Raw genomic sequence first — 17,536 nt, 5'->3', positions numbered from 1 at the left:
ATTGATATTAAAAAAGATTAGAAATTTTATAAATCGTTTGCGTGGTGAGGTAAGCACAGATTGGCTTATCTCTCGTGGTATGAAAGTTGGTAAAAATTTTGCCAGGCAAACAAATGTTGTTTTAGATCCGCATCATTGCCATTTAATTGAGATTGGCGATAATGTGACTTTGGCTCCACAGGTTTATATTTTAGCTCACGATGCTAGCACACAGATGTTTTTAGGGCGAACCAAAACTGCACCTGTTAAGATTGGAAATAGAGTTTTTATTGGCGCTAGAAGTCTAATAATGCCAGGCGTTAGCATTGGCGATAATGTTGTTATCGGTGCTGGTTCTCTTGTAACAAAAGATATCCCTTCAAACTCGCTAGCATTTGGTAGTCCTGCTTGTGTGGTGAGCACGCTGGATGAGTATTTGGAAAAAGTTAAAATTAAAAATAAATGGTAAATTTTTTTAATGCTCCTCCTGCTACGCAACGCAAAGTTGCTGTCGGGCTATCATATATCGATATTTTTATTTCAACTATTTTAATGTTTGTCTATACGCCGTTTTTTTTACGAGCGTTAGGACAGGGCGAATATGGACTTTTTTCACTTGCAAGTAGCGTGATTGGGTATTTAGCGATATTGGATCTTGGTTTTGGAAATGCGATTGTGGTTTATACCGCAAAATATATCGCAAGTGGCGAAACAGAAAAAGAGAAAAAACTTCACGGAACGATTTTTAGCATATATTTGGCGATGAGTGCGATTAGCCTCATAGTAGGGCTAGTTTTGATATTTTTCGCTTCGCAAATTTTTGGCGAAAAGTTAAATTTAGAAGAAATTAAAAAGCTTAAAATTATGTTCGCCTTGCTTACTTTTAATTTGGTTTTAAGCTTTCCTTTTAGTATTTACTCATCTATTTTGACAGCTTATGAAAATTTTATATTTTTAAAAATTTTGAGAATTTTAAAAACGCTTTTGTTACCTATTTTAGCTATTCCTATTTTACTTTTGGGCTATAAATCCATCTCAATTGTGGTGATTTTATCACTTATAAATTTATTTGCTATTTTGAGTATTTATATTTTTTGCAAGAAAAAAATAAATCCAGAAATTAGCGTGGCAAATTTCGATAAAATCACGCTAAAAGAGATTTTTGCATACTCATTTTTTATATTTTTAGGGATGATTGTAGATCAAGTAAATTGGCATGTGGATAATTTTATTTTAGGCGTGGTTGCAGGGACGACGGCAGTATCACTTTATGCTGTGGCAAATTCAGTAAATACTATGTTTTTAACGCTTTCAGGCACGATTAGTGGTGTAATGCTTCCAAAAATTTCAAAAATGGTTTCGGCAAATTCTAGTAACGATGAACTTACAAATGAATTTATAAAAGTCGGGCGACTTCAATTTTATATAATATTTTTTATCTGTTCGTTAACAATTCTTTTTGGGCGTGAATTTATTATGCTTTGGGCTGGGCGTGAGTATGAAATTTCGTATTATATAGCTATTATTTTGGTAATTCCAGTTAGTGTGCCTTTGGTGCAAAATTTAGGTCTTGCGATTTTGCAAGCAAAAAATAAATTTAAATTTCGTGCCGTTGTGGCATTTTTGATGACTTTTGTAAATATTGCCATTTCTATTCCGTTAGCTAAAATGTATGGGGGTATCGGAAGTGCGATAGGAACGGCATTTTCGCTAATTGTTTTAAATATAATTATAATGAATTTTTACTATCATTTTAAAATCGGTCTAAATATGGTTAAATTTTGGAAAAATATTTTAAAAATGTTTGTGATATTTTTAATTCCTGTGATTATAATTTTGCCTTTGATTTGGAAGTTAAATTTAAATGGAGTAGCGTATTTGCTAGTTTGTGGTGGAATTTACACGGCGATTTACGCCATTGTAGCATTTAAGTTAAATATGAACGATTACGAAAAGGCTATTTTTTCGAACGCTTTTGCAAAAATAAGGAGTAAATTTTGAATATCATAAGTGGTGTTGTCGCAAAAGATCGTTGTATCGGTTGTGGTGTTTGTGCTGGACTTTGCCCAAGCAATGTGCTTTATATGGATTTTGGCACAAATGCACATTACCAAGCTTTTGAAAAAGACGGCTGTAATCCAAAATGCGATATTTGTATGAAAGTTTGCCCCTTTTATGAAAAGGATTTGGGCGAAAATGAGCTGAATTCACAAATTTTTGCAAATTTGCCTAGCGTTAAACAAGATTTTGGTAGATTTTTAAATTCGTATGAATTTTATAAACTTGATGAAAAAGAACGCATAAGCTCAGCTAGTGGCGGTGCTGGACATTTTATATTTAAAAACCTATTTGAAAAAGATTTGATTGATTACGCAATTTGCGCTGTGAGCGTGGATTACGAACTTTTTAAATTTGAAGTTATAAAAAATGCCGATGAGCTAGAAAAGACAAAATCCAGTGCGTATTATCCGCTAAATTTGGAAAGTATGATTAAATTTATTTTGCAAAATGACGCTAGATTTGCCATTAGTGCTTTGCCGTGTTTTGCCAAGGCTCTGCGACTTGCAATGGCAAAAAATCCAAAACTTCGCAAACGAGTTAAATTTATAATCGGACTTGTTTGCGGTCAGGGTAAAAGCGCAAATTTCGCAAAAAAATTAGCTGATTTAAGCTTTGAACGAAAAAATGTAAAATTAAAAAGAGTTAATTTCAGGGAAAAAATCGAAGGAAAAAATGCAATACAATTTAGCTTCAAATTTACAGACGAAAACGGCGCAGTAGCTTACGATGATAGAAGCACAAGCCCATTTTATTATTGGGGCAGTAGGGCTTTTACGCCATTTGCTTGCAATGCTTGCACTGATGTTTTTGCAAAATGTGCAGACGCTGTGCTAATGGATGCGTGGCTTGGTGATAAAATGAAAGATTTTCGTGGCACTTCGCTTGTGATTACTCGCAATGAAGAACTTGATGAAATTTTTAAGAGTTCTAGCGAATTTTGTAAATTTATTGAACCGAATTTGGTTCATAAATCTCAAATTTCACAAGTAAATTCAAAAAACGAAGTCTATTTTGGCGCACAAAATCCAATAAAAAAGACAATTTTAAACACAAAACTTGAAATTCAACGATACAGCAATGAAAATTATGACTGCGAAGAATTCATCGTAGCAAAAATGAAAAAAATCAGCAAGTTAATTAAAATTTTTAGTTTGCCTGGTAGAATTAAGGGCAAAATTTTGCGAATTTTAGGGGTAATCAAATGAAAATAGCGATTTTTACTTTGCCTTTGATAAATAATTACGGTGGAATTTTGCAAGCCTATGCTATGCAAGAAGCACTTAAAAGCTTTGGGTATGAGGCGAAAATTTTTAGATTAAAAAATCGTAGAAAATACATTTCTATGGCATTTTGTAAATTTTTAGCCGCAAAAATAATTAAATTTAAAAAATATAAAAATATCAAATTTCAACCTGTTTATCTAGCCGATACCGCCAAATTTATCAGCAACAATCTAAATCTTACAGACGATATTTTGGAGCTTTCAAATTTTAACAATGTCTTGGAAAAAGAGCAATTTGACGCAATTGTGCTAGGTAGCGATCAGGTTTTGCGTCCTAGATACTGGGCTTTTGACGATTACGAAACCTGCCTTTTGCAATGCGATGATAAATTTAAAAAAATCATCTACGCAGGAAGTTTTGGTTCAAAACAAGCTGAAAATTTAGAAAAATTAAAAAGCGTTTTTGATAAATTTAAGGTCGTATCTGTGCGTGAAAAAAGTGGTGTGGAGCTTTGCAAAAAGCATTTTGGCGTAGAAGCAAAATGGGTGTTAGACCCCACGCTTCTAGCAGACAAAAAAATTTATGAAAAATTTCTTAGCCAAACAGAAGCTGAAAATAAAATTTTTGCCTATATTTTAGATAGTAATGAAAAAACTAGCCAAATTTTACGAGAAGTTTCGGAGCGTGAAAATTTGGGTGTTTGTGAGGTAAATGATAAGGCTAATCGCATAAGTATAGAAAAGTGGATAAGCTCTATCGCAAAAGCGAAATTTGTCATCACAGATAGCTTTCATGGGTGCGTTTTTTCGATAATTTTCAATAAACCATTTTTTGCTTTTGTTAATGAAGCGCGTGGAAATGCTAGACTTGAATCGCTTTTTGAAATGTTTGAGTTAAAAGATAGAATTATAAATTCGAGCGAAGATATAAATTTGGATAAAAAAATCGACTATGAACGAGTAAATCAAATTTTACTCGAACAAAAAGAATTTTCTAAAAATTTTATAATTTCGAATTTGGAGAAATGATGAGCCAAAATCCATTAATCTCGGTCATAATCCCCATTTATAATGTCGAACAGTATTTAGATGAGTGTCTAAATTCAGTTATAAATCAAAATTATAAAAATTTAGAAATCATCTTGGTCGATGACGGAAGCACGGATAAAAGTGGCGAAATTTGCGACGAATTTGCCGCACAAGATAGTCGTATCAAAGTGCTTCATCAAAAAAACGGTGGCGTAAGCGTAGCACGAAATAATGCTCTTAACATTGTAAGTGGTGAATTTATAGCCTTTGTAGATAGTGATGATACTATCGAAAAAAATCATATTTCAAATATGGTAAATTTACTTAATGACAACACCGATATTGTTTGTGTGCCAATGAACGGCAAAATGGCTGAATTTAAATTTAATGGCGAATATGCCCTAAAATATATCCTAACGGAGCGCAGAACTCCAAAAAGTGGCTATTTTAGTTGGTCTATTTGGAATAAAATTTTTAAAACCGACATAGTGAAAAATATTAGATTTTTAGCAGATGAGAAAGTAGGAGAGGATTTTAGCTTTATGTGGAAAGCGTTTTTAAACTCAAAAGAGGTTGTATTTGGTGGAAACGCCAGCTACAATTACCGCGTTTCAACCACATCTGTAATACATTCCAATTTCAACCAAAAACATCACTCGCTTTTGCTTGTTTGCGATAGATTTATAGATTATGTTAAAAAAAATAATCCAAATTTGGTGCAAAATGCACAGTTAGCAAAGGCAGCAAGACTTATAGATTTGATTTATTATTCTAGAAGCGACAAAAAAAATGCAGAATTTAACAAGCTTTATATAAGAGAGCTCAGAAAACTGCAAAGCTTGGTTTATAAAGAAAAAAGCCTACCATTTAAGTTTAAACTTATTGTATTTTTACACTCAAATTTAAGTTGTCTTTTGACTTTAAGAAGCAAAATAAAGGAAAAATTCAAAAAATGAAAATACTATTTGTAATCTCGGCTCTTGGTAAGGGCGGAGCTGAGCGAGTTTTACAGGTTTTGGCAAATCATTTTGTAAAAGACTATGAAATTAAAATTTTAAAATTTGATAGCGATGAGCCGTTTTATGAATTTTCGCAAAAAATCGAAATAAAAAATTTAAATCTAGGCGTTGGAAATTTAGGATTTTTTGGCAACATAAAAAAACGATTTGGCAAAATTTTCGCCCTAAGAAATGAGCTTAAAAACAGCGATGCAGACATCGTAATATCATTTTTGGATAATACAAATATTTTAACACTACTTGCAAATTTTGGCGTTGGTAAAAAAATCATCATAACAGAACACATAAATTATAATTTTTTGCAAGGGTTTTGGCGAGTGCTAAGACGACTAACTTACCCTTTTGCGGACGGCTTAACGGTGCTTACGAAGTATGATTATGAGCGATACCCTTATGTCAAAAATCGCACCATTATGCCAAATCCTATGTTTGAAATACCAGAAATTTCTGGGTTTAAAAAAGAAAATTTAATTTTAAGTGCAGGCAGGTTGATACCGCATAAAGATTTTAAAACATTTTTAAAAGCCCTAAATTTGGTGGATAGTAAGCTTTTAAAAGGCTGGAAAATCGTCATTGCAGGGGACGGAAGTGAGAGAGAAAATTTACAAAATTTAGCTAATGAGCTAAATTTAAATATCGATTTTGTGGGCTTTGTAAGCAACCTGCACGAATACTACGCAAAAGCAAAGATTATAGCGGTAACCAGCACACAAGAGGGATTTTGCAATATCTTAATGGAAAGCATTTATTTTGATATTGCTAGGATTTCCACAGACTGCATAGCGGGTCCTAGCGAACTTATAGAAAGTGGCAAAGACGGCTTTTTATGCGAAGTGGGCGATGAAAAGGGCGTGGCGGAAAAATTAGAAATTTTAATGCGTGATGAAAATTTGCAAGAAGAATTTATAAAAAATGCGAATTTAAGACGAAATGATTTTTTGGCTGAAAATATTTGTAAAAAATGGGTAGATTTTATTAATTTAACTTTGGAGAAAAAATGAACGAAAATCTATTAATTTCAGTAATAATCCCCGTTTATAATGTCGAAAATTTTTTGCATGATTGCTTAAATTCTGTAATTTCGCAAACTTATACAAATTTAGAAATTATTTTAGTCGATGACGGAAGCACGGATAAAAGCGGCGAAATTTGCGATGAATTTGCCACGCAAGATAATCGTATAAAAGTTATTCATAAACAAAATGGAGGTTTGAGTAGTGCTAGAAATGCTGGGCTTGATATAGCAAGAGGTAGATATGTAAGTTTTGTTGATAGCGATGATATTATTGATCAAGATTTTATAAAAATACTTTTTGATTTAGTAAATAAATATAATACGGCTATTGCAATGTGTGGATATAAGAATTTTACAAAAAAAGAACAAATAGAAGAAATTTTGCAATCAAATTTAAAAATTTCAAAAGATGAAAAGTTAAATCAAGAAAGTATTTTTGAAAAAAATTTAAATAGAGACTTATTTTTTGGTATAGGAATTTGGAAAGCACTGTATTCAAAAGAAATTTGGGCGAATTTGCGTTTTCCTATGGGAAAAATTTACGAAGATGTGGCAATTTGGTTTGATATTTTTAACTATTCGCCAACGGCAGTAACTTATAAAAATTTATATTTTTATAGAGTTAGAGAAGGTTCTATTGTTAATTCTTTTTCGAAAAAACATTTAGTCATAGTTGAAAATGTCAGAAAATACACAAATAGTGTAGCCAGGGCTTATCCAAAATTAGCTAAAAAAGCAATTGCTTCGCAGTGCAACAATGCCCTAAATACAGCCTTTAATATCATTAGGGCAAACAAAGCAGATGAATTTAAAAACGAAATTGACGAGCTTCATAAATTCGTGCGAAAAAATTTAAATTTAACATATTTTTTGATACCAAATAAAGCTTATAAAATCGTTATGATGATACTTTTTTATATCTCGCCAAAGCTTTTAAAAGCGTTTTATAAAGCAGTCAAGGCTGTGCGATGAAACCACTAATTTCAGTAATAATCCCCGTTTATAATGTCGAAAATTTTTTGCATGATTGCTTAAATTCTGTAATTTCGCAAACTTATACAAATTTAGAAATTATTTTAGTCGATGACGGAAGCACAGATAAAAGTGGCGAAATTTGCGACGAATTCTCACTGCGTGATAGTCGCATAAAGGTAATGCACCAAAAAAACTCAGGTCAAGCTGTGGCTAGAAATAACGCCCTAAATATTGCTAGTGGCGAATATATTGCATTTGCAGATAGTGATGATTTGATTATCGACGATTACATTAGTTCGCTATTTGATTTGATACAAAAATTCAATACAAAAATTTCAATGGCTAATTACAAAGAATTTACTCAAATTGCTGAAATTTCAACTTTCAAAGATGAAAATAAAAATGAGAAAATTTTAAATAAAGAAGATATTTTTATGGGAAGCTGTATTGGGGATAGTTATTTTATAACTGCTGTTTGGCGATGTTTGTTTCATAGAGATATTTTTGCAAATTTGCGTTTTCCGGCTGGTGAAATTCATGAAGATGTGGCGATTTGGTTTGAAATTTTTAATAACACGCAAAAAATAGCAACAAGCAATAAAAGCATTTATTTTTATAGAAAAAATGTAAATTCGACAACGCAAATTTTAAATGATAGATTTTTTTCTATTATCAAAAATACAGCCAAATTTACAGATTTACTCGAAAAAAAATATCCAAATTTAAAAGGATTTGCAAAATATAAAATGTGTTTAACAATGTTAGTTGCAACAGAGAAAATTTTTCAACCAGAAAATGAAAAATATAGATTTAAAATAGCAGAATTTTATAAATTTATAAGGCAAAATTTAAATCTTAAATTTGCACTCAAACAAGGCAATTTTGGGAAAAAACTGATTTTATACTATATTCACCCAAAACTGTTTGAAGTGGTTTATAAAATTTATAAAAAGATTTAAGGTGAAGCGATGAAAAAACTAAGCGTATTTATTTATTCTATGGCCGGTGGTGGGGCTGAGCGGGTTGTGAGTAATCTTCTGCCAGAACTTTGCAAGGCTTACGAAGTGCATTTGATTTTGATGAACGATAGGATTTTTTATGAAATTCCAAATTCGGTGCAGGTGCATTTCATAGAAAAATCAGCCCCTTTTGAAAATGGCTTAAAAAAGCTAATCAAACTACCATTTTTAGGGCTAAAATATAAAAATTTATGCAAAAGATTAGGCATTGATATTCACTTTGTCTGGATGAATCGCCCTTGTTATGTGGCTGGTTTTGCGCGAATTTTTGGGGATAAAAAACCACTCATCATTAACGAGTGTTCTACGCCAAGCATGCTTTATAAGGAGCCGAATTTCAAATCGAAAATCAGCAAATTTTTGCTTAAATGGCTCTATCCGAAAGCAGATTTTATCTATCCAAATTCGTTTGGGAATTTGTGTGATTTGCGTGATAATTTTGGTATAAATCCCGCTAAAATGGGTGTTTTATACAATGCGCTAAATTTAGACGAAATCGCGCAAAAAGCCTGTGAGCAGGTAGAACAAAAAAAGCCGTTTTTCCTAAGTGTTGGCAGACTTGATGCTGGAAAAAATCACGAGCTTTTGATTCGTGCTTATGCAAAGCTTAAAAATTGTGATAAAGATTTGCTGATTTTAGGAGATGGCGTTTTAAGAGAGCATTTACAAAATTTAATAAACGAGCTAAATTTAGCTAGTCGCGTAAAATTGCTCGGTTTTGATAACAATCCTTATAAATATATGTCAAAATGCTATGCTTTCGTTTTCGTTAGCCTTTTTGAGGGCTTTTCAAATGCGCTAATCGAAGCTTTGGCGTGTGGAAAACTCGTTATTTCAAGCGATCATCAAAGTGGCGCAAGAGAGCTTTTGGGTGATGATGAGTGGGGCGTTTTAGTCGGCGTAAATGATGAAGAGGGCACGATAAAAGCTATGCAAAAAGCGATCGATGAGCCTGAATTTGTAAAAATTTATGAAAAAAAGGCTAAAATAAGAGCCGCTTTTTTTGACAAAAAAAAGATAAGCAAAGATTTAATCTTAAAAATTGAAGAAATCGACAAAGGATATAGGGGTGAATAATAGCGCGCAAAACACGCAAAACGGGGGAAATTTGCCACAACAAAAAGGTGGCGTTTTTAAATTTATTAAAAATTTTGAACTCTCCAAACATTTGTTAATTTTGATTGTTTTAGCTTACGGCGTGAGCGTGATTTTTAGGCTGTATTGGGTGTATTGGGCGAGTGAATACTCTCACATACTTTCGTGGAATAATCAAATCATGATCAACACAAACGACGGATATGCGTTTGCTGAGGGGACAAGGGATTATTTGGCTGGATTTCATCAACAAAATGATTTAAGCTACATTGATTTTCCCTTAGCCAAGCTAACTGCATTATTAGCGCAGATTACGCCATTTTCGCTAGAAAGCCTATTTTTGTATATGCCGGTTGTTTTTTCATCGCTTATCGTCGTGCCGATTTTGCTCATTTCGGCTGAATTCCGCGCCCTTAGGGCTGGATTTATCGGCGCGCTAGTTGCTTGCGTGGCAAACAGCTACTACAACCGCACAATGGCTGGGTATTATGATACCGATATGCTAAATATCGTCTTGCCGATGTTTATCTTGTGGGCGTTTATTAGGGTCTGCACCAAAGGCGATGCTAGGGCGCTGTTTTTTACAGGCGCATTTGGGATTTTTTATCTGTGGTGGTATCCATCTAGCTTTTCGCTAAATGCGATGATGTTAGGCGCGCTAGTGCTTTATACGCTGATTTTTGCGCGCAAAAATTTGGTGAATTACGAAGCAATAATTATATTTTTGCTAGCGATTTGTATGTTCAATTTATATGCTAAAATTTTGCTTTTTTTGGCGATTTTTTATCTTTTTGCATACAAAAAAGAGCTTGTAAATTTTAGAATTTTGCTTGGCGTGGGAATTTTAGTTTTTGCGATTTTTGTTTATTGCGGCGGATTAAATCCGATTATTTTCCAGGCTAAATTTTATATTTTCCGCTCACTCGCGGACAATCCTGACACGGTTTTTCACTTTTTTAATGTCAATCAAACTATCCAAGAAAGCGGTCTGGTGCCAAAAGAGGTCTTCATGCGCCGAATCAGTTCGAGCGTGATTGTCTTCGTGGTGGCGTGCGTGGGATACGCGGTGCTGTGTTTTAGGCACAAAGAGTTTTTGCTCTCACTGCCACTTTTGCTTTTGGGCTTTGCAGCAAACAAAGCTGGGCTTAGATTTACCATTTATGCTGTGGGCGTAATGGGGCTAAGCTTTGGGTATATTTTGTATTTTTCGGTAAAACGGCTAAATTTGCCAAAATTTGCCGGTCGTATTATCTTGCTAGCCTTAACTATTTTGGCACTTTATCCGGCGTGGCAACACATCAAAGCATACACCGTCGAAACTGTCTTTTTCAAAAGCGAGGTTGAGGTTTTAGACAAGCTCAAAACTATCGCCGATCGCGAGGATTACGCGCTTGCGTGGTGGGATTATGGCTATGTCATAAGGTATTATTCCGATGTCAAAACCCTAATCGACGGAGGTAAGCACCTAGGCAACGACAACTACCCGGTAAGCTTCGCGCTTTTGGCTGATCAATACAGCTCAGCGCACATGGCGCGCGTAGATGTCGAATATACAGAGCGAAATTTCACCGAGAAATTTCCAAATAAAATAAAGCAAATTTTAGCTGATTACAAGCTCGATGATTTCAATGCGTTTTTGCTAAATTTAAGCCTGCCAGATTTCAAAACACCAGCCAAAACGCGCGATATTTATTATGTCTTACCAGATCGCATGATGAGCATACTCTCGACCGTGTCGCAGTTTTCAAACATCGACATAACCACAGGCAAAATGAAAAAAGATAAAATTTTCATTGCTAGTGAGAGGTTTTGGCAAGATGAGAGCGGTATAACTATGGATAATGGTATCAAAATCGCAAATAACTTGCTTAGCATAGAGGCTGAGGGCAATAAATTTCCGATAAATACATTTTTTGAAACCAGCCACAACGCTAGTGGCAAACTCGAAGTCAAAGAGATCAAAGTCGATAGTTCGGCGCAATTTTCGATAATTTATATGAAGGATTATGGTAGATTTTTGTTGCTTGATAGAGAAATGCTAAATTCGACCTATATTCAGCTTTTTGTGCTCGAACGCTATAAAAGCGATCTTTTCGAGCCTGTGGTCATAAGCCCAGCTGTGAAAGTTTATAGATTAAAGAAATAAAATGGCGAAATTTGGTTTTTTATCACACTCTGATATGAGCAAGGCGAAAAGTCGCAAACTGCTTTGCGACGAGCCGCAGCGAACGCCGCAGTCGCGTTGTGGTGTAGCCACAGCGACAAGGCGGGGGTTGGCGAAGTTTTTGGTAACTAAATTTTACGCTATTGCAAAATTCTTTAAAAATTATGAAATTGCAAACTTCGCCAACGGCTCATATCGTTTTGCAAATTTATCTTTAAATTTAAAGGCGTATTAAATGGCGAAATTCGGTTTCCTTTCACACTCTGATATGAGCATTTATTTTTTCAGAGCGCCCATTATGCGGGAGTTACAGCGTCTTGGTCACGAGGTTTTTGCGATAGCGCCACGCGGAAATTATACGGCGGATTTGGAAAAAGAATTTATTAGCGTTAATTATGATTTAGACAAAGCAAGTCTAAATCCGCTCAAAGTATCGCAAAATACGGCAAATTTAGCTAGAATTTTAAAAGAGTTAAATTTGGATTTTTTGCAAACTTCGGCGCACAAATCAAATGTTTTTGGCACATTTGCAGCCAAAAAGGCTGGAATTTCGCGTGTGTTAAATTTAGTCGAGGGGCTAGGAAGCTTTTATATCGACACTGACCTTAAATCTCGCATGGTCAAATTTAGCATTGAAATGCTCTATAAAAGGGCATTTGCGTTAAGTGATGGGTGTATTTTTGTAAATGACGCCGATCCTGATTATATGCTCTCTCACGGACTTATTAGCGAGAATAAAATTTTTCGCATTAAAAGTGTCGGCGTAAATAGCGAAATTTTCGACGAAAACGCTCACGAGCGCGCGAGCCTGCCTGAGATTACAAAGGGCAAAAAAATCGTGCTAATGAGCGGTCGTGCGCTGTGGCATAAAGGAATTGCCGAATTTTACAAAGCCGCTGAAATTTTAAAAGAGCGAAAAGACGCTTGTTTTGTCTTCGCAGGCGATGTTTTTGCGGGAAATAAAAGCTCGGCTGATGAGGCGTTTTTGCGCTCTGGAAATGTCGTTTGGCTAGGGTGGAGAGATGATGTGGCGGCGCTTTATAAGGCGTGCGATATTTTCGTGCTTCCAAGCTACAAAGAGGGCTTTCCGCGCACCGTTTTGGAGGCTATGAGTATGAGTAGGCCTTGCGTGGTAAGCGATGTGAGTGGCTGTATCGAGGCTGTGAGCGATGGCGTAAATGGGCTAATCTGCAAGGCCAGAAACGCGAGCGACTTGGCTAGAAAGATTGAAATGCTACTTGATAATGAGAGTTTGGCGCGCAAAATGGGGCAAGCTGGGCGCAAAATGGTGGTCGAAAACTACGATGAGAAAATCATAGCGAAAAAATATATTGAAATTTACAGGAAATTTATCGATGTATAGGGCATTTTTCAAACGATTTTTGGACTTTTTTGGCGCACTTTTTTTGATAATTTTGACTTCGCCACTTATGGTTGTAACATATTGTCTAATCCGCAAAAACATAAGCAAAAGCGCGATTTTCACGCAATCCAGGCCGGGGCTTGACGAAAAAATTTTTAAAATTTACAAATTTAAAACTATGAGCGATGAGCGAGACGCAAACGGCAAACTTTTAAGCGATGAACTACGCCTAAATGAATACGGCAAAAAAATCCGTGCTTTAAGTTTGGACGAACTACCACAACTTTTCAATGTCCTAAAAGGCGATATGAGTTTTATCGGACCTAGACCTTTGCTTGTAGAATACCTGCCGCTTTACAACGAAGAGCAAAAACTTCGCCACAGCGTGCGACCGGGCATAACGGGGTTGGCGCAAGTAAATGGGCGAAATGCCATTAGCTGGGCGAAAAAGTTTGAATTCGACAGCTTTTACGCTAAAAATTTAAGTTTCGCGCTAGATTTGAAAATCGCACTTTTAACCATAAAAAAAGTTATCAAAAAAGACGGCGTTAATAAAGACGGCATGGCGACAACGGAGAAATTTAATGGAAAAAACTAAAATTTATATTTACGGCGCAAGCGGTCATGGCAAGGTCGTAGCAGATGTCGCAAAAAGCGCAGGTTATAAAGAAATCATTTTTTTAGATGATAACGGCGAGTTAAAATTTAGTCCTGATTTACCGAAATTTCCCGTTATAATCGCAATCGGCGATAATAAAATTAGAGCAAATTTGCAAAAAAAAGTTAGTGAAGCAGGATTTGAGCTAGCCACACTTATCCATGAAACTGCCGTGATTTCGCCCACAGCTAAAATCGGGCGTGGCGTGGTTATCATGCCAAATGTCGTGGTAAATGCAGATGCGATTATCGGCGACGGGGCGATTTTAAATTCAGCTTGTGTAATCGAGCATGATTGCGTAGTGGGCGAGTTTAGCCACATTTGCCCGCGCGTGAGCGTGGCTGGAAATACCAAAATCGGGCGTGGCGTGTGGCTTGGGATCGGCTCGTGCGCGATTCAGGGTATAAATATCGGCGAGGGCTCATACATAGGGGCTGGAAGCGTCATCATCTCAGATATCGCCCCATTTAGCCTAGCTTACGGCAGCCCAGCGAGAATAATTAAAAGAATTTAATAAATTTAATTTCGTATGAAATTAAGTGAAATTTGCTATTTATTATTTCAAAAAATTTCATAGTGATAACTTGGATAAATTGTGCGAGAAGTTTATTGCGGACGAAATGAGATTAAGTAAGCACCAAAGGCTTAATGACCGTAAACACTTTCTATCAAAAAAGGACAATTTTAAAAATACAAACGAGTGTAAAATTTTGTGAGATTTTAGTTTTCTTTATCGAATTTTTTCGCTATTTTGCAGAGTTCATCGTGGTTTTGTTTGCTTTTAGCGATAATATCATCAATCGCCAAACCTTGCATTATCACGCGATATAAATTCGGTCTAGTCTTTTTCCAGTTTCGCAAAGTTTGCACATTTACACCAAGAAACCCTGCAATATCTCGTTTCGTCATTTTTCACCTACTTTTTTTGTGAAAAAGCTTATAAAAAATGTTTTTAAAATCTAACAGCATAACATTTAGCTATTTTTATTTTAAAAAGCATAAATATTAGGTTTTTTAGTAAAAATTTAGTATAATACATGAAAAAAACAAAAGGATTGAACGATGAGAGTAAGAGATTGGCCTTTTAAAAATAATAAGAAAACAAAATTGTTTGATAATGGGCAATTTGTAGTCGCTAGTGGTATAGACGATATTAGTGAAAATGAAATTTACGCTATGTGTTGGAAAAAAATAAACACAAGCAAAAATGACTTAGCTGCAAAAATAGGAACACCTAGTAAATCTTGCACATGCTACGAAAATCCTAGTAGGCTATGGGTTAAATTTCCATCAAATAAATTCGCCGAAGATTTTTTAAAACTATTGGAAAATGATGATAATTGGGAAGATATAAAAAATATTCTTATTGACAAATACAAAAGTGTAAAGCAAGATGACGATGAGCATGAGCTGTTTTTAGAAAATAAATTTGTAAAAATTTTTGATTTGAACCATTTTGTTGTTGCTTTTGGAAAAAATAGTTTTGCCGAAAAAGAAGATTTTATCATTGCGGTTCGTTGGGATTTGGATACCAGAGGACTTTATGATACAACTGTTGGTTATCCTAATAAGCTCTGTGATAAATGCAAAACAAAAAATATAAAAATGTGGATTAAAATCCCAGATAATGCCGTTTATGGTTTTCTAAAATTGCTTTATAAAGATCCTAATACTGAAAATTTTCTAAAAGATAACAAAGAGTTCATTAGGGAGTTGGAAAAATGAGAAATATATTTATTTTTTTGACAATTTTTATATTTATAGGTTGCGGAGATGACGGGCAACCAAGCGATGTGGCTGATTATGTAAAATCATATCACAAAAATGGTAAGTTAAAAATGGAATTGCCTGTTGATAAAAATGGAAAACCTCATGGTATTTCAAAATCATACGATGAAGATGGAGAGTTAGTCATGAAAATGATTGCTGAACATGGTAGCCCTGTTGAAACTATAATATATTTGAATGGAAAAATTTTAGAACACAAAAAATATACAGGTTGTAAATTTAGCGGAGATATAGACAAGCCTTGTTATGAAATTGCATATTTTTTAGATGGAACAATAAGATATGAGGGTATTGCCAATGAAAAAGATGAATTTATTTATAAAGAATATTATGATAATGGAATATTGGCTAGAAATATCGAAAAAACATTAGAACAAAAAACAGATACGGAATTTTTCAAAAATGGTAATAAAATGCTTGAAAAAATAACCAGTAAAGATTTGTATAAAGAAACACATTGGTATGACAATAAAAATTTGCAAAGCGAATTGATTAAACAAGGTGCTTCAACCGAAGATAAAAATTATTATTTAAATGGAAATTTAATGAGTATTAAAAAAACAGAAAATGAAGTAATAATTCTAGATGAATTATATGAAGAGGACGGAAAGATACATAAAAGATGCGATAAATTTTTTTGCATAGAATATAATAAAAGTGAAATGATAGAGAAATTTTATTCAGATGAATGGCAATGTTTTGATTATGAGAAAAACAATGAAATACTTTGCTATTTTACAAAAGATAGGTATCAAATAGCAGGAACAATATTTTATAAAACAAATTTTGATGAATTGGGTAATTTTTTAAGAAAAAATAATGGAGAAATTTATTTTACAGATATAGCAAAACGAGTTAAAGAAGTGTCTGTTTTAAAGTATGTAAATGCGTATTATGGATACGAGAATAGAGATTATTTATCGGAAAATAAATTTGAAGATGGAAAAATAAAAGAAATCAATGTTTATGACTCGAGAAATAGATCGTTTAGTAATTTTAAAAAAGACAAAGAAAAGGCAAAAACTAAATTTGATGAAAATGAACAAATTATTTACAAACAACAAGATTGGGTAGATGATGAAAAAATGTTTGAATTAATAAATATGCTTTTTCCAGTTGCTTCTAGCAGTCGTGGATGTTACTATAACGGTGCAAATGGTGGTTTATCTAATTATACATGTTCTTTGGAAGATAATGTTGTTAATTGTAAAGTTTATGATATATGGGGAAATTTAAGAGCTGACTTAAATTTTTCAAATTTTGATTTTGAAAAACCAGTAAAAGAATCTATATTTTATGAATTTGACATATTTCCAAAAGCAAAAAGTGTCGATGATTACTGTTATTTTATGCAAGATACTAGTATGATTAAAGCTAATAAGTCTAATACGCAATACAATCTAGAAAATATTAGATTTGTGCCGACAAAATGTGAGTTTTATGATGATGAATATACTTGCACTTCAATTAGATATAAAACCCCAAATAGCAATGATTGGAGAATGGGTTTGACATCATTATCTCATGGTGGAGATAAAGTTTTAAATTACGAATGGGGTGGATATTTTTCAATGAAAGATGAATTTAAATATAGTGATAGATACAAGCGTTATGAAACAAAAAAAGTTACTTTTACTAAAATAGGTGATTACGAAGATAATAAAATTCAAAAAATTTTGGGAAATAATAATAAAACAATGAAAGCTAATAAAAAAATAAATGAAAACGATATAGTTGTTTCGTTTCAAAAAATTTTTAACGATATTAAGGCTTATTATGACACGCATAAAGAACTTGCCGACTCGTTAGATAAAATGACAAATTTTAAATTTTCTTATACTGGTTACACTATGAATGGGAATTTGCTGGGTTCAATTCTTACAAATGGTAAAGATTGTTTTGAAGTAGTAACAGCAGAATATGATGGTTTGATTATGGTTATAAATTTTGGTAAAGATTATGAGGAGAAAATTTGCAAACAAATTTATAAAGACGAAAGTATAAATTCGTTTTTATCGCAAGGAGAATTTTACGAATCATTAAACGGTCCTGCATGGCAATTTAATTTTTAAGAAGTATCGTAGGCTGGGTATCCTTACCCGCCTAATGGTTAAACAAGTAAAATTTAATCCTTATTTTATTCATTAAA

The 17,536-nt window shown here is 33.8% G+C and carries 17 protein-coding genes; 16 read left to right on the top strand and 1 reads right to left on the bottom strand.

The annotated features are described in order from the left end of the window. Position 1 precedes the first annotated feature (1 nt). The 14 genes from OFN67_RS02680 to OFN67_RS02615 are packed head-to-tail and all read left to right on the top strand — an operon-like array spanning position 2 to position 14,113. Complete coding sequence (locus OFN67_RS02680; RefSeq protein WP_270868073.1) at positions 2-448, top strand: acyltransferase; 447 nt, start codon at positions 2-4, stop codon at positions 446-448. After that, positions 442-1,980: an oligosaccharide flippase family protein gene (locus tag OFN67_RS02675; protein ID WP_270868072.1), complete on the top strand. Its 1,539-nt coding sequence runs from the start codon at positions 442-444 to the stop codon at positions 1,978-1,980. Before OFN67_RS02680 ends, OFN67_RS02675 begins: the two co-directional genes overlap by 7 nt. Further along, positions 1,977-3,245: a Coenzyme F420 hydrogenase/dehydrogenase, beta subunit C-terminal domain gene (locus OFN67_RS02670; RefSeq protein WP_270868071.1), complete on the top strand. Its 1,269-nt coding sequence runs from the start codon at positions 1,977-1,979 to the stop codon at positions 3,243-3,245. The genes OFN67_RS02675 and OFN67_RS02670 overlap by 4 nt, the downstream gene beginning before the upstream one ends. Continuing rightward, positions 3,242-4,291 carry a polysaccharide pyruvyl transferase family protein gene (locus OFN67_RS02665; RefSeq protein ID WP_270868070.1) on the top strand — a complete coding sequence of 350 codons (1,050 nt, stop codon included), beginning with the start codon at positions 3,242-3,244 and terminating at the stop codon, positions 4,289-4,291. The genes OFN67_RS02670 and OFN67_RS02665 overlap by 4 nt, the downstream gene beginning before the upstream one ends. Further along, positions 4,291-5,247 (top strand): glycosyltransferase family 2 protein, encoded by a 957-nt coding sequence (locus OFN67_RS02660; protein WP_270868069.1) that lies wholly within the window; start codon positions 4,291-4,293, stop codon positions 5,245-5,247. Before OFN67_RS02665 ends, OFN67_RS02660 begins: the two co-directional genes overlap by 1 nt. Further along, positions 5,244-6,311 (top strand): glycosyltransferase family 4 protein, encoded by a 1,068-nt coding sequence (locus tag OFN67_RS02655; RefSeq protein WP_270868068.1) that lies wholly within the window; start codon positions 5,244-5,246, stop codon positions 6,309-6,311. The genes OFN67_RS02660 and OFN67_RS02655 overlap by 4 nt, the downstream gene beginning before the upstream one ends. Further along, entirely contained in the window at positions 6,308-7,297 is a 990-nt protein-coding gene (locus OFN67_RS02650) for a glycosyltransferase (RefSeq protein WP_270868067.1), read from the top strand. The genes OFN67_RS02655 and OFN67_RS02650 overlap by 4 nt, the downstream gene beginning before the upstream one ends. Next, entirely contained in the window at positions 7,294-8,259 is a 966-nt protein-coding gene (locus OFN67_RS02645; RefSeq protein ID WP_270868066.1) for a glycosyltransferase family 2 protein, read from the top strand. The genes OFN67_RS02650 and OFN67_RS02645 overlap by 4 nt, the downstream gene beginning before the upstream one ends. Positions 8,260-8,268: 9 nt before the next feature. Then, on the top strand, positions 8,269-9,396 hold the full coding sequence (gene pglJ / locus OFN67_RS02640; RefSeq protein WP_270868065.1) for an N-acetylgalactosamine-N,N'-diacetylbacillosaminyl-diphospho-undecaprenol 4-alpha-N-acetylgalactosaminyltransferase: 1,128 nt from the start codon (positions 8,269-8,271) through the stop codon (positions 9,394-9,396). Continuing rightward, the gene (locus OFN67_RS02635) at positions 9,389-11,560 is read left to right on the top strand and encodes an STT3 domain-containing protein (protein ID WP_270868064.1); all 2,172 of its coding nucleotides are present in this window, start codon (positions 9,389-9,391) and stop codon (positions 11,558-11,560) included. The genes pglJ and OFN67_RS02635 overlap by 8 nt, the downstream gene beginning before the upstream one ends. Position 11,561: 1 nt before the next feature. Then, the gene (locus tag OFN67_RS02630) at positions 11,562-11,813 is read left to right on the top strand and encodes a hypothetical protein (protein WP_270866106.1); all 252 of its coding nucleotides are present in this window, start codon (positions 11,562-11,564) and stop codon (positions 11,811-11,813) included. After that, on the top strand, positions 11,814-12,941 hold the full coding sequence (locus tag OFN67_RS02625; RefSeq protein ID WP_270868063.1) for a glycosyltransferase family 4 protein: 1,128 nt from the start codon (positions 11,814-11,816) through the stop codon (positions 12,939-12,941). Continuing rightward, positions 12,934-13,539 (top strand): undecaprenyl phosphate N,N'-diacetylbacillosamine 1-phosphate transferase, encoded by a 606-nt coding sequence (gene pglC, locus OFN67_RS02620; protein WP_270868062.1) that lies wholly within the window; start codon positions 12,934-12,936, stop codon positions 13,537-13,539. The genes OFN67_RS02625 and pglC overlap by 8 nt, the downstream gene beginning before the upstream one ends. After that, positions 13,526-14,113 (top strand): acetyltransferase, encoded by a 588-nt coding sequence (locus OFN67_RS02615; RefSeq protein ID WP_270868061.1) that lies wholly within the window; start codon positions 13,526-13,528, stop codon positions 14,111-14,113. The genes pglC and OFN67_RS02615 overlap by 14 nt, the downstream gene beginning before the upstream one ends. Positions 14,114-14,319: 206 nt before the next feature. Here OFN67_RS02615 and OFN67_RS02610 read toward each other — a convergent pair whose 3' ends face one another. Beyond that, positions 14,320-14,508, bottom strand: coding sequence for a hypothetical protein (locus tag OFN67_RS02610; RefSeq protein ID WP_270868060.1), 189 nt, complete (start codon positions 14,506-14,508; stop codon positions 14,320-14,322). Positions 14,509-14,661: 153 nt separating this feature from the next. Between OFN67_RS02610 and OFN67_RS02605 the strand changes: the two genes are divergently transcribed. Beyond that, a complete protein-coding gene (locus OFN67_RS02605; RefSeq protein WP_270868059.1) occupies positions 14,662-15,324 on the top strand; it encodes a hypothetical protein in 663 nt (220 codons plus the stop codon). Beyond that, the gene (locus OFN67_RS02600; RefSeq protein WP_270868058.1) at positions 15,321-17,459 is read left to right on the top strand and encodes a hypothetical protein; all 2,139 of its coding nucleotides are present in this window, start codon (positions 15,321-15,323) and stop codon (positions 17,457-17,459) included. Before OFN67_RS02605 ends, OFN67_RS02600 begins: the two co-directional genes overlap by 4 nt. Positions 17,460-17,536 lie beyond the last annotated feature (77 nt).

It is taken from the genome of Campylobacter sp. JMF_11 EL3 (assembly GCF_027736965.1).
Lineage (GTDB): Bacteria > Campylobacterota > Campylobacteria > Campylobacterales > Campylobacteraceae > Campylobacter_B.
Note: the sequence above shows the minus strand (reverse complement) of the source record. Positions and strands in the feature narration are given on the sequence as shown.

Excerpts from the sequence above, each read along its gene's own strand:
- OFN67_RS02675 (WP_270868072.1), top strand. The coding sequence starts at position 442 with ATGGTAAATTTTTTTAATGCTCCTCCTGCTACGCAACGCAAAGTTGCT.
- OFN67_RS02665 (WP_270868070.1), top strand. The coding sequence starts at position 3,242 with ATGAAAATAGCGATTTTTACTTTGCCTTTGATAAATAATTACGGTGGA.
- OFN67_RS02660 (WP_270868069.1), top strand. The coding sequence starts at position 4,291 with ATGAGCCAAAATCCATTAATCTCGGTCATAATCCCCATTTATAATGTC.
- OFN67_RS02655 (WP_270868068.1), top strand. The coding sequence starts at position 5,244 with ATGAAAATACTATTTGTAATCTCGGCTCTTGGTAAGGGCGGAGCTGAG.
- OFN67_RS02650 (WP_270868067.1), top strand. The coding sequence starts at position 6,308 with ATGAACGAAAATCTATTAATTTCAGTAATAATCCCCGTTTATAATGTC.
- OFN67_RS02645 (WP_270868066.1), top strand. The coding sequence starts at position 7,294 with ATGAAACCACTAATTTCAGTAATAATCCCCGTTTATAATGTCGAAAAT.
- pglJ (WP_270868065.1), top strand. The coding sequence starts at position 8,269 with ATGAAAAAACTAAGCGTATTTATTTATTCTATGGCCGGTGGTGGGGCT.
- OFN67_RS02630 (WP_270866106.1), top strand. The coding sequence starts at position 11,562 with ATGGCGAAATTTGGTTTTTTATCACACTCTGATATGAGCAAGGCGAAA.
- OFN67_RS02625 (WP_270868063.1), top strand. The coding sequence starts at position 11,814 with ATGGCGAAATTCGGTTTCCTTTCACACTCTGATATGAGCATTTATTTT.
- pglC (WP_270868062.1), top strand. The coding sequence starts at position 12,934 with ATGTATAGGGCATTTTTCAAACGATTTTTGGACTTTTTTGGCGCACTT.
- OFN67_RS02615 (WP_270868061.1), top strand. The coding sequence starts at position 13,526 with ATGGAAAAAACTAAAATTTATATTTACGGCGCAAGCGGTCATGGCAAG.
- OFN67_RS02610 (WP_270868060.1), bottom strand. The coding sequence starts at position 14,508 with ATGACGAAACGAGATATTGCAGGGTTTCTTGGTGTAAATGTGCAAACT.
- OFN67_RS02605 (WP_270868059.1), top strand. The coding sequence starts at position 14,662 with ATGAGAGTAAGAGATTGGCCTTTTAAAAATAATAAGAAAACAAAATTG.
- OFN67_RS02600 (WP_270868058.1), top strand. The coding sequence starts at position 15,321 with ATGAGAAATATATTTATTTTTTTGACAATTTTTATATTTATAGGTTGC.